Source organism: Pseudomonas sp. ADAK21, assembly GCF_012935735.1.
Lineage (GTDB): Bacteria > Pseudomonadota > Gammaproteobacteria > Pseudomonadales > Pseudomonadaceae > Aquipseudomonas > Aquipseudomonas proteolytica.
In genome coordinates, this window is record NZ_CP052857.1 from 2,387,866 (window position 1) to 2,400,205 (window position 12,340).

Consider the following 12,340-nt stretch of genomic DNA (forward strand, 5'->3'; position numbering starts at 1 on the left):
AAAAATAAAGAACGCCCCGTTTGTTTCTTTTCACGAAGTGGCAGCAGGCCGGGTGGACCGTATTCGCAATTCCTCGCAAAGGTGTGTCAATGAGTAGTACGCAAAGCTCCAATGACCTCGAACAGGGGCTCAAACCGCGTCACGTCACCATGTTGTCGATTGCCGGTGTGATCGGCGCCGGTTTGTTTGTCGGCTCCGGCCACGCGATTGCGGCAGCCGGGCCCGCGGTGCTGCTGGCCTATGCTGCGGCCGGTACGCTGGTGGTGCTGGTGATGCGCATGCTGGCCGAGATGGCCGTTGCCTCTCCCGACACCGGTTCTTTTTCCACCTACGCCGACCGGGCCATCGGCCATTGGGCCGGCTTTACCATCGGCTGGCTGTACTGGTGGTTCTGGGTGCTGGTCATTCCCCTGGAAGCCAACGCCGCCGCAACCATCCTGCATGCCTGGTTCCCCGACGTGGCGATCTGGGCGTTCACCCTGGTCATTACCTTGCTGTTGACTGCTACCAACCTGTTCAGCGTGAAGAACTACGGCGAGTTCGAGTTCTGGTTTGCCCTGATCAAGGTGGTGGCGATCATTGGTTTTGTGATCCTCGGCGTGCTGGCGATCTTCGGCTTGCTGCCGGGCAGCCAGGTCAGCGGCGTATCGCATCTGTTCGACACCCAGGGCTTTTTGCCCAACGGTATGGGCGCGGTGTTGGCGGCAATCCTGACCACCATGTTCTCGTTCATGGGCACTGAGATCGTGACCATCGCGGCCGCAGAATCGAAGAACCCTGGCCAGCAGATCACCAAGGCCACCAACTCGGTGATCTGGCGGATCGGCTTGTTCTACCTGGTATCGATCTTCATCGTCGTGGCCCTGGTGCCGTGGAACGATCCGACCCTGGCAGCCGTAGGTTCCTACCAGACCGTGCTGGAGCGCATGGGCATCCCGAATGCCAAGCTGATCGTCGACCTGGTGGTATTGGTTGCCGTGACCAGTTGCCTGAACTCGGCGCTGTACACCGCGTCGCGCATGCTGTTTTCCCTGGGGCGTCGTGGTGATGCACCGGCGGTGGCCAAGCGCACCAACAAGAGCGGCACGCCTTACTGGGCGGTGATGTTGTCCACAGGCGCGGCATTCCTCGCGGTATTCGCCAACTACGTGGCGCCGGCGGCGGTGTTTGAATTCCTGCTGGCCAGCTCCGGCGCGATTGCGCTGCTGGTGTACCTGGTGATTGCCGTGTCGCAACTGCGCATGCGTCAGAAACGTACGGCGGCGGGCGAGAAAATTGCCTTCAAGATGTGGCTGTTTCCGGGCCTGACCTACGCAGTGATCGTGTTTATCGTCGGTGCGTTGACCATCATGCTGTTCCAGGAAGCGCATCGGGTGGAGATCATCGCGACCGGCGTGTTGAGCTTGCTGGTGGTGGTGGCGGGGTTGCTGGTGGCGAACCGCCGCAAGGCCCGCAACCTTGAGACTGCGGTGCTGAATTAATCAGCACCCCCTCAGCAGGAGCCGGCGCCTGGTGCGCCGCCACCTTGCTGCTAACGCCACAAACCACTGTAGGAGCGAGCTTGCTCGCGAAAAACGTCAACGATAACGCGGGCTACCTGAGTAAACGCGTTGTTCTTGAGTTCTTCGCGAGCAAGCTCGCTCCTACATGGGTTTTGTATTAATCCTGCGAAGTGGTCAGTGCCTGCGACGCCGCCACCTTGCTGCTAACGCCACAAAACACTGTAGGAGCGAGCTCGCGAAAAACGTCAACGATAACGCGGGCTGCCTGGGTAAACGCGTGGTTCTTGAGTTCTTCGCGAGCAAGCTCGCTCCAACATTGGGTTTGTATCAATCTTGCGAGGTGGCCAGGGCTTGCGACGCCGCTACGTAGTCGGCCTGGAACGCGGGCGATTCAATCCATGCCAGCGCCGCTGCTTCATCGTCGCTGTCCGTGGACCACTGCCGATATTCGATCAGCGCCGCCAGGATAAAGTCTGTGGCGTTTTCTTCGCCTTCCTGTTCCAGCACCAACGCCAGCAGCGGGTGCGCCAGGAATGCCGCACACAGCGCCTGCTGGCTGGTCTCGCCGGCTGTGCGCATCTCCACGAACAGTTCGGTCAAGTCCACCGACTCAAGATCAATGCGGTCGTCGTCACCGGCAAATGCATCCTGCTTCGGCGCATTGGCGCGCTGGGTGCGGTTCTGCTTGGCCTTGGCTTTTGCCCGCTGGGCGCGTTTTTGCTGCTTGTCTGGCGAAGCCATGGGCTCACGTCCTTGGTTCAGGATCTGGGTGGCGTATTGAAGCGCAGGTCGGGCGAAATCCCAAGGGTTTCTACAGTCGCGCTCCCGGCGTGTCGGCCGCGAGCTGGCCGTGTTGCAGCCACGCCAGTGCAATCGGCCATAAGCGATCTTCATATTCACTACGGAAAAACGCGAAATGCCCGACGGCTTCTTCGCCAATATCCCTCGGCGCAATCCGCAAGTGCGTGCGCTCGCTGGCCTGGAAGTAATTCAGCAGACGCTCAATGGCGGGTACCGTGCCAAACGGGTCGTCGCTGATGCTGATCGCCAGGATCTGTGCCTTCACCCGTGCGAAGGGCAGCTCGCCCAACGCGCGCCCGCTAGGCCGTGTCTGGTAGGTGGGCGTGGGCGTGCTCCAGTCGCGCACCACCCCCGCAGGTGTGTCTTCCAGCCAGCCCAGGCGCTTGCCCGGGAAATACCCGCATACGGCGGTCACCAGCGGCATCACCAGATGCCACTTGGCAAACATCCGCCAGCGGCCGCTCGCTTGATAGTCACGCCAGTACGCAAACTGCGCCCCCACAGTCACCAAGCGCCTGATCGCCGCCCCCGACGCCCCGAGCCCGGCCGCACAGCCGCCAAAGCTGTGGCCGACTACATCAATGGGTTGCCCGGCAAACTCTCGCTGCGCACGCTGCAAGATGGCCTCGAAATCCAGCCGGCCCCAGTCCGACCACGAGGCCTTGAACCCACGCAATGAGCCGCTGCGTGATTGGCCAATGCCGCGATAGTCGTAGGTGATCACATCAAAACCGTTGGCAAACAGGTAGTCGGCAAAGCGCGAATAGTGCCGGCAGCGCACTGAGCTGGCGGCGTTGATGATCACCACCGGGCGTGCGATATCGGTGCGGATATGGCGCCAGGTGAAGCCGCCGATGGGGTAGCTATCGGCGGCGGGCTCGCGGAATGCCTCGGGGTGAAGGCGGGTGGGCAGGTTCATGACGGGCCTCGATCCATGCGCTTTCGATGGGGCATGGGCTGCCCGTGCGCAGTTTTTATTGGGAGTTGACGCTAACAAAATCGACGGGCAAAGGCCCGTAATCTTTAAGTGTGAATGCCGATCGGTGGTGAGGGATTGTTGCATTTGGTTCAGGCGTGATTCAGCCGTGCTGCCGGCAATATACGCCAGCATTTCCCCCGGCCTGGCAGGTTAAAGCATGGAACACCGCACGCGTTTTCGTCTGGAGGCCCTGGGTGTTTTCCTGGTGGCCTTGTTGCTATTTACGCTAGGCATCTGGGACCAACAGCCGCAAGGGTTTGACGGACGCTGGGCGGTGTTCATGCAGGAGATGTTTCGCCACGGTGCGAGCTTCTTCCCCACCACCTACGGTGAGCCTTACCCGGATTACCCAGGTACCGCGACCTATTTCAGCCTGTTCTTTGCCCGGCTGTTCGGTGCGCCCAACGACCTGGCTAACGTCTTGCCCACTGCCCTGGCATCGGCCGGGGTCATGGCGCTGATCTACCGTTTGCTGGTGCCTTCGGGTCGGGCGTGGGCGTTGCTGACGGTATTGCTCACGGCGTCGACGGCGCAATTGCTCGAGAAGTCGCGCTCGGTGTGCCTGGATCAGATGGTCTCCCTGCTGTGTCTTGGGTGCTTCTACCTGCTGCATACCGGCGAGCGTTTGGGCTCAAAGCTGCGCCAATACGCAATCTTTCCCTTGTTCGTGGCGGCGTTTGCCATTCGGGGCCCTTTGGGGCTGATCGAAGTCTGTGGGGTGGCCTGTGTGTATTGGGTGCTGGGGCCTGCTGGCTCGCGAGAAGAGAAGATTCGCTTACTGAAAAAGGTAGTTGCCCACGGGGTAATCGGCCTGGTCCTGCTTCTGGCCTGTGGGTGGGTGCTGCTGAAGCTGGCGCGGATCAGCGGTGGTGAAGGGTTTGCCGATGAGGTGTTGAAGATGCAGGTGGCCGGTCGCCTCGATGAGAGCGGCGAACCGTTCTACTTCTACCTGCAACTGAGTCTGTATCGTTATTTTCCGGTGATACCGCTGGCGCTCGCGACGTTGATTGCCCTGCGTCACACCTGGTCGACGCGCAATGACGATGCCGATGTGCAACTGATGCTGCGCCTGGCTGGTTGTGGCTTGATGATCCTGCTGGGGTTGTCGGTGCCGAACTTCAAACGCGCCTACTACATCGTGCCCATGGTCCCGATGTTTGCCGCTGTGGCGGCCTATGGGCTGCTTCAGGCCCGGGGTTGGTTGCTTGGCGTGCGTCGGGGTTATGAGTGGCTGGTGGCGATCCTGCCGCTGCTGGGGGCTGTCGTGGTAGTGGTCTGCCGGCAGCTGTGGAGCAAGCACGATTACTGGCCGGATGTTTCGGTGCCGGGATTGATTGCACTGCTGATCGTCCTGCAACTGGCGGCGGTGGTCGCCTGGCGCCGTTGGCGCGGCCGTGTGGGAGCGCGATTGGTGTCGCTTAGCCTGATTGCTCTGGCCACTCAATGGCTGGTACTGGTGACGGTCGTCGAGCCGGCCAAGGATCTGCAGTTCGACACCAAAACCTTTGTGCGGGCGGTGCAGACCCTGCGGGCCGAGAACCCCGGGCCACTGGTGTTTCTCGACCTCGGCAAGGACACCTGGGCCATTCGCTACATCATGAACCTGGACCATGACGAGCAGCCGCTGTTTGTCGGGCGTGACGACCTTGCGCAACTGAGCGCGCTGCCGCGCTCGTCCTGGGTCATCGTCGCGCGCAAGGAAGCCCAACTGCTGCACGGCACGCCGCTGGAGCACCTGGCTCCAGCATTCAATGGGCGTCTCAATGACAACCCGCTGCTGGTGTTTCGCGTGCCGTGATCTTAAAGCTCGATCAAAAGTTGTAGGCCAGCGTACCGACGAGCGTACGACGGTTGCCGATGAAGCAATCGCCTCGCGCCAGGCATGTCGTGTAGTAGGTCTTGTCTTCAAGATTGGTCGCGTTGAGGGTCAGGTTCCAGTTCTGGTATCGGTACCCGAGCATCGCATCCACCAGGGTGGTAGATGGCGTTTTCAGTCGGTCGGCGCCATCCCAGCTTGTTCCTACATAGCGAACGCCTGCACCGACACTGAACCCGGATATATCGCCGATGCTGAACCGATGTTGGCTCCAGACCGAGGCCATGTTCTCTGGAACACTGGCCAGGCGTTTGCCTTGTTCGGCGGGTGAGCCCTTGAGGACGGTGGTGTCGGTATAGCTGTAGGTACCAATCAGGTCCCAGTCGGGCGTGACCGTTACCAATGCTTCGAGCTCCAGGCCACGGGCGCGGGTTTCCCCACTTTGCAGGGTGTTCATCGCATCCAGTGGGTCGGGCATGCGTCGGTTCTGCTCGCGAATGTCATATACCGCAGCGGTATAGAGACTGTTGCTGCCAACGGGCTGATATTTCACACCCAACTCCCACTGTTTGCCCTTGAGCGGTACGTAGGGGTCAAGCGTTCGCTGGTTGAGGCCGATCTGGGGCTGGAATGATTCGCTGTAGCTCAAGTAGGGCGCTATGCCGTTGTCGAACAGATAGGTCAGGCCCACGCGGCCGGTCACTTTGTCATCTTTCTGCTGGGCCTTGCCTTGGGTCTGGCTGGAGGCCCAATCCTTGCGCAGGCCAAGGGTCAGTAACCACTGCTCGTATTTGATCTGGTCCTGGGCATAGAGCCCGCGCTGCATGACCCGTTGTTCCGGGTCTGCGGTGAGGCGAATGATAGAGGGATCAAAGGTGCCATACACCGGGTCGTACACGTTCAGTGGTGTTGCCGCGCCGCTGGCGCCGTCGCGGTTGGAGACAGCGTGCTGGTAGTCGCCCCCCAGCAGCAGCGTGTGTTGTAGCGGGCCGGTGTCGAATCGGGCCTCGGCGTTTTGGTCGGCGACCCAGACTTTGACCTCTGGTTTGGAAACGTAATACACGCGGTCGAGGGTCTGGTTGTCAGCGTTAAACGGTGGGTTTCTGGCGAACTTCGCATAAATCGACTGGTAGCTGACTTTGCTTTTCTGCCAACGCAGGTTTTGTCGCAGCGTCCATGTGTCGTTCACGTGCCACGAGAATTGCGACGTCAGGGCTGTCTGGTCGCTGTCGTACTCGTCGAATCCTGGCTCGCTGGCGAACCGGTTGCTGTGGATCCGGCCATAGGGCGCATTCCAGACCGTGCCTGTGTGTGGAAAGAACTGCGTGGTGGAGCCGCTGTCATCGCGCTGGATGTTGGCCAGTAGGGTCCAGTCGATATCGTCGGTGGGGCGCCAGGTCAGCGATGGCATCAGGACCTGGCGGTTATCTTTGACGTGATCAACCTGAGTGTCGCTGTCGCGCTGAATAGCCACCAATCGGTACAACAGCGTGCCTTGTGGGTTCAGGGAACCCGTGGTGTCGACGGCGACCTGCTTGCGGTTGTAATTGCCATACTGCAGTTGCAGTTCGGTGTGTTGTTCGGCCTGGGGACGTTTGCTGACCTGGTTGATCAGGCCCCCCACCGGGCTTTGCCCATAAAGCATCGACGCCGGGCCCTTGAGCACTTCGAGGCGTTCCAGGGTGAAGGGGTCGGTGCGCACGTTGGTGTAACTGCCGAAGCTCTGCTGTAAGCCATCAAGGAACAGGGCAGGTGAGCTACCTCGCACTTTCGACCAGTCTCCCCGGCTATCCAGCCCGAAGGTTTCGGCGCGCACCCCGGCCACATAACGCAATGCGTCTTGCACGGTCAGCGCGCCCTGATCACGCATACGGTCGGCGCTGATGACGGAAATCGACTGGGGGATCTCAGTAATCGGAGTGTCGGTCTTGGCACCCGTTGCACTGCGCTTGGCGACATAGCCTTTGATCGGGCCGTCGGCCGTTTCTTCTGAGGCAGTGGCCGTAATACTTTGGCTGGGCAGTTCGAGCTGGCCTGTTTCCTGGGCCGCGTCTGCGACCGGGACCAGCATCGAAGCGAATCCGAAGGGGGCAAGGCCGAGCGCCTTCAACCATGAGCCTGGCTCGCGTGCAGAGGGCATTGCAGCTCCTTAATTATTTTAGTGATGCGGGGGAGGATATTTTGCGCGCAGCTTAAATGATAATAATTGCTATTAGCAACGCTAGATGCCGGTCAATCCTGGCTTTTTGGCGGGGGCAGTCGGTGGGAGGGGCGGTAGGGCGGTCTTGCGCGGGGAGGGAGCAATCAAGGTTGCGGAGTCTTTGATCCTGGGTTGGGCCCCGAGACCGCTGACTCCGAAGTGACCTTCATCATGGAGGGATTATTTGCAGCTATACCCTTCAGGCATCGTGACGCTGTAGTTGCGCTGTACGCGATCCTGGAAATTCAGGTTCTGCAGGCCCTGCTGTACCAGGAAGGCCTCGACCTTGGCAGCCTGGCAGTCCTCGTTGTAGGACGTCACTCGCAGCAGGTACACCGCGCGTTTGCTCGCTTCGTCCCGGGCCGTGGCGGTGAACGTGGTGAGGGTGGTGTAGCCGGTGCGCTCCGAGCTGCCCACCGGGCCATAGGTGGTGTTGGGTGTGCTGGTGCAGATCATCTGGTCGCTTTTTTTCTTGCTGTTCTTGCACACAGTGGAGGTGCTGGTTGGCACCTGCCCATAGTCGGTGGCGGTATAGCGATAAGTCACCTGGTGGCTGTCGACGTCGAGGGTGATCGTGATTTTCGGTGCCAGGTTCTTGGGCAGGGTCATGTCGGTATAGACCTGGCGAAAGCCCTGGTCCTTCATGGCGCTGACCATATCGCGCAGATAGTAGCGGGCGTTGAGCGCGTTCTCGTTATTGCCGCCCACCGACGTCACCAGCACTGGCGCCTGTCGGTCAAAGTGATAGTCCGGGTCTGGGGTTGCGTTGATCGCGACGTCCATCGTCGTGGCGCATCCGCTGAGCAGCGCTGTCAGCATTAACAGCGTGCAGAACAAGTACCGGGTCATGAAGTAACTACCTTGCTGAAGATTGGATTAAGGCTAGACGGTTGAGCAGCGCGATAAATAACACATCGGGTGCCAACGAGGCTTGGCGTTAACCTAAAAGTAACCAGGGCGGTTTGGCGTACTAAATCCCAGGCAACAAAAAACCCGCACTAGGCGGGTTTCTTGTGTGTTTCAGATGACGTTTGCACCACCTGAAACTAATTAGTGGTGCCCAGAGACGGAATCGAACCGCCGACACGGGGATTTTCAATCCCCTGCTCTACCGACTGAGCTATCTGGGCAACGGGGCGCATTAAACGGGTTTTTCAGGGGGTCGTCAAGCAAGTTTTCAAAAAATATTTAATTATTACCGTCGCTTACGTGTCGACCCCGGTTTTTGCTCAATTATTGAGCAGGCGGCACGTAGCCGTCAGCCTTGGCGTAATCCTCGCCGGAAAAGTACTTGTCCATTTCGCCCTGCAGATATTTGCGGTCTTCGGCGTTCATCATGTTCAGGCGTTTTTCGTTGATCAGCAGGGTCTGGTGCTTCTGCCAGTCGGCCCAGGCCTGGGCGGAAACGTGGTCGAAAATATCCTGGCCCTTGGCTCCCGGAAATGGGGCGCGCTCCAGGGCGGGCAGTTCTTTGTGATACTTGCGGCAGATGATGGTGCGGGTCATGACGAAACTCCTGCGTTCAATACGTCGGCCGCGCGCTTCAGCAGTTTTTTCACCGGGGCGGCAAGGCCCAGGCGCGGCGGGGTGGCGAGGTTATACCAGAGCCAGTCGGCCTCGGCCACGTGATGGGCCGATTCCTCGACTTGCACCAGCCAGGGTTCGATAGCCAGTTGGAAGTGGCTGAAAGTGTGGACCAGCCCCGGCAGCTCCTGCTGCTTGCCCAGCGCCAGCGAGTGCTGGTTGGCCAGGTGTTCCAGATCGTTCAGGTCGTCCAGTTCCGGCAAGCTCCACAGCCCGCCCCACAGGCCCGTAGACGGGCGACGGTAAAGCAGGATCGCGCCCTCATGGTTGGCCAGCAAGGGCATCAGCGTGCGCTTTTGCGGGATGGTCTTGCGGGGCTTGGGGATCGGGTAGCGGGTTTCCAGGCCCAGCATGTGCGCTTCGCAGCCCTTTTCCAGGGGGCACAGCAGGCAACTGGGCTTGCTGCGGGTGCAGAGGGTGGCGCCCATGTCCATCATCGCCTGGGTGTAGGCGTTGACGCGATCGTGCGGGGTAAAGCGCTCTGCGGTGGCCCACAGCTGCTTGGCCACCTTGGGTTCGCCCGGATAGCCTTCCTGGGCGGTAAAGCGCGCCAGCACGCGTTTGACGTTGCCGTCGAGGATCGGTGCGCGCAGGCCCATGCTCAGGCTGGCGATGGCGCCGGCGGTGGACAGGCCGATGCCTGGCAGTTCGGTAAGCTTCTCTACATCGCGAGGAAATTCGCCGCCGTATTCGGCGACGACGATCTTCGCGGTCTTTTGCAGGTTGCGCGCCCGGGTGTAGTAGCCCAGCCCGGTCCACAGGTGCAGCACTTCATCTTCTGGCGCGGCGGCCAGGGCTTCGACCGTTGGCAGCGAGGCCATGAAGCGGTCGAAGTAGTTGAGCACGGTGCTGACCTGGGTCTGTTGCAGCATGATTTCCGAGACCCACACCCGGTAAGGGGTGATGCCCTGTTGCCAGGGCAGGTCATGGCGACCGTGGCGGTCGTACCAGTCGAGCACGGCCGCAGAAAATTGCTCGTTTCTCATCGGTTGAACAGGCCTTTGAGGGCGTCTTTCAACTTGGGATTGACCTTGTCGAGCTTCTCTTCAAGTTTCTCGCTGATTTTATTGCCGGCCATTTTCGCGGCGACCTGGCCCAGGCCGTCCTTGTCCAGGCGGCAGGCCTTGGCTCCCAGCTCCAGCGGCCCACGGCAGCGCAGCGGGACTTCGATGCCACGGAAGTTCGAGCCGACCTGGCAGGCCGGGTCCGGCATGTCGCGCTTGTCACCCTCGACAATGATGCCCACACGGTAGTCCATGCCTAGCACGCGCAGGTCAATGTCGCCATTGCCGTTGACGGTCAGGCCGGGGATCCGCACTTTCAGGTCCGGGTTGCTGGCCACGCCGTTACGCAAGGTCAGGTTGCCCTTGAGCTCCTGGAACGGTGTGTCCTTGCCACGCGGTTCGCTGGCCAGGGTCTTGCGATTGAGCAGGGCGATGCCGGTGCAAAGCTGTTGCTCAATGTTGGCGTTGAGCAGCACGCCATTGTTGATCACAAAGCTGGCGGTGCCGTTGAGGCTGTCGATCAGCGCCTTCTGGCTGTTGCCGCGCCCCGTCAGGTTGCTGTCGAGGGTGATCTGGCCTTTGACCGGCGGGGTTTTGCCCTGGGCTTGCAGGATGCGTTCGACCGGCACTTGCTTGATTTTGGTCTGCAGTGCCAACACCGGCACATCTTCGCGGGCGTCGAGATTGCCGTTGGCCTGGAAGGTGCCGTTGTAGAGGCCGCCGCTCAAGGTGTCGAGCTTGAGCTGACCACCCTGGCCAGAGGCTTTGAGGGTGGCGTTCTCGATGGGCAACTGGCCGAGGGTCAGTTGGCCGAAGGACAGGTCGGCAATCACATCCAGGGTGCGCAGGCGTGCCAGCGGCAGCAGCTTGTCGGTGCTCCAGGCGCCTTTGGTCGGCGCATCCGGCAGCGGCGTGGTGCCGCCGGCGGCCATGGCCCCGGCTTCGCTGCTTTGCACTTCGGCCTGGCGTGCGACGGCGGCGCTGTTGGCTGCTTCGGACTTGGCGGGCAGGTAGTGGTCGGCGTTGAACGTGTCGGCCTTCAACTGCACGCGCAGGGATTGCTTGGCAAAGTCTTCCACCGCCAGGCGCCCGGTGAAGGTGCTGCCATCGACTTTCAGGTTGAGGTCTTCCAGCGCCATGCTCGACGGCGTGCCTTGCAGGCGGCTGACCAGCTCGACCTTGCTCAGGCTCTCTGGGGCCATGGCTGGCAGCGGTTGGCCGACGCTGTCGAGGAACTTGGCCAGGTCAAACTGGGCAATCGACAGGGCGCCGCTGATCTGTGGGGTTTTATCCAGGTCGTGGACCTTCAGTTCGCCCAGTGCCCGCAGTTGGTTGAGCGAGAGCTTGAGGCCGGTCCACTCGGCAATGTTTGCCGACAGGTCCACCAGCAACTGGCCCTGGGTGGCAAACGTGACGGTCTTGCCTTGCAGAGGCTCGCCCGTGGCTTCGCCGGCGACTTTCATGTCTTCGAACTGATAGCGCTTGAGGGCGCGATCAAAACGCAGTTCGCCATTGAGCTCGCTCTTGACCCGCATGACCGGCTGGTTGCTGCCGAAGAACGCGGTGAGCTTGACCGGAATGCTCGCGCCTTCATGTACGGCACCGGTGCTCAGTTGGATGCTTTCGGCGCTGAATTGCTTGCCGGTCTGCTCGTCGTTGTACTCGATACGGGCGTTGTTCACCGTGAGGCTGTCGATGTCCAGGCGGATCGGCTGGGCCGGTTTCTCCGGCGCGGGCGTCGCGGCCGGCGCAGTCGTGGCGGGCGCTTCGGCGCTGGTGGTAGCCGCAACGGGGGGAGCCTTGCCGATATCTTCCCAGTTGCCATGGCCTTGCTTGTCGCGGGTCAGGCGCAGGTTCAGGCCCTCGACGCGTACATCGCTCATTTGCACTTCGCGGCGCAGCAGCGGCAGCACCCACGAAACTGATGAATCGCCATCAGCTGTCTGTTGGGCGAGGTTATCCAGTAGTAGTCACGCCTGTTTCAAGCGGAACCATCAGGTTCGTGCCAGGGCAACAGGCCTGTCGATATCGCCGCCCGATGCCGTCGATGCAATTCTGTTCAGGTGGCAGTTCCTGAATGTCCGTCTCAGCATTGCAAACGAGATATCGGTGCCCAGAATGCTGTTCGTCAGCACGCTCCGAGGCGCCAAACGAACCGCGACATTTGCTGAACGCCACGGCGATCCAGAAAGCAGGTCGATTTTGAGGCGTCTAGTCGTGATGAGAACGCCACGCGATCCGCCAGGTTGCGTTATCGCTGGTGATGTTTCACCAAATAGATGAATCCCGGTAGATAAATTGTCTGGAGTCGCCGCCATATGGTTTATACGACTCCTTACATCGCTTCCGCCCTTTGCGACGAACCACCGTGCGCCAAAGAAGGAAAGCTTCGTCTGATGAAATCGCCCATTACACACGGCAGCGCCGATAGAGAGATGCGCCTGAACAACCAGA

The 12,340-nt window shown here is 60.6% G+C and carries 8 protein-coding genes, 1 tRNA gene and 1 pseudogene; 2 read left to right on the plus strand and 8 right to left on the minus strand.

The window, feature by feature from the left end; all coding sequences use genetic code 11:
- The first annotated feature begins 89 nt into the window (after positions 1–89).
- Entirely contained in the window at positions 90–1,481 is a 1,392-nt protein-coding gene (gene gabP, locus HKK57_RS10835; RefSeq protein WP_029295863.1) for a GABA permease, read from the plus strand.
- A 348-nt stretch (positions 1,482–1,829) separates the two neighbouring features.
- Here the strand turns inward: gabP and HKK57_RS10840 are convergent, their stop codons facing one another.
- Together HKK57_RS10840 and HKK57_RS10845 are read right to left on the minus strand one after the other, a co-directional pair.
- Positions 1,830–2,243: a hypothetical protein gene (locus HKK57_RS10840; protein ID WP_070996150.1), complete on the minus strand. Its 414-nt coding sequence runs from the start codon at positions 2,241–2,243 to the stop codon at positions 1,830–1,832.
- Between the two features lie 70 nt (positions 2,244–2,313).
- Complete coding sequence (locus tag HKK57_RS10845) at positions 2,314–3,222, minus strand: alpha/beta hydrolase family protein (RefSeq protein WP_169390148.1); 909 nt, start codon at positions 3,220–3,222, stop codon at positions 2,314–2,316.
- Positions 3,223–3,439: 217 nt separating this feature from the next.
- On the opposite strand from HKK57_RS10845, the gene HKK57_RS10850 reads away from it, so the two are divergent.
- The gene (locus HKK57_RS10850) at positions 3,440–5,080 is read left to right on the plus strand and encodes an ArnT family glycosyltransferase (protein ID WP_169390149.1); all 1,641 of its coding nucleotides are present in this window, start codon (positions 3,440–3,442) and stop codon (positions 5,078–5,080) included.
- A gap of 13 nt (positions 5,081–5,093) precedes the next feature.
- On the opposite strand, the gene HKK57_RS10855 is transcribed toward HKK57_RS10850, so the two are convergent.
- The 6 genes and pseudogenes from HKK57_RS10855 to HKK57_RS10880 all read right to left on the minus strand — a co-directional run.
- A complete protein-coding gene (locus HKK57_RS10855; RefSeq protein WP_169390150.1) occupies positions 5,094–7,169 on the minus strand; it encodes a TonB-dependent siderophore receptor in 2,076 nt (691 codons plus the stop codon).
- 309 nt (positions 7,170–7,478) lie between these two features.
- Positions 7,479–8,147 carry a hypothetical protein gene (locus HKK57_RS10860; protein WP_169390151.1) on the minus strand — a complete coding sequence of 223 codons (669 nt, stop codon included), beginning with the start codon at positions 8,145–8,147 and terminating at the stop codon, positions 7,479–7,481.
- Between the two features lie 205 nt (positions 8,148–8,352).
- A tRNA-Phe gene (locus tag HKK57_RS10865) sits at positions 8,353–8,428 on the minus strand.
- A gap of 103 nt (positions 8,429–8,531) precedes the next feature.
- Positions 8,532–8,804, minus strand: a complete 273-nt coding sequence (locus HKK57_RS10870; protein ID WP_169390152.1) for an oxidative damage protection protein — start codon at positions 8,802–8,804, stop codon at positions 8,532–8,534.
- Positions 8,801–9,868 carry an A/G-specific adenine glycosylase gene (gene mutY, locus HKK57_RS10875; protein ID WP_029295877.1) on the minus strand — a complete coding sequence of 356 codons (1,068 nt, stop codon included), beginning with the start codon at positions 9,866–9,868 and terminating at the stop codon, positions 8,801–8,803. Before mutY ends, HKK57_RS10870 begins: the two co-directional genes overlap by 4 nt.
- A pseudogene (locus tag HKK57_RS10880) lies at positions 9,865–11,799 on the minus strand (AsmA family protein); the annotation flags it as partial. The gene mutY and the pseudogene HKK57_RS10880, both read right to left, overlap by 4 nt.
- Positions 11,800–12,340 lie beyond the last annotated feature (541 nt).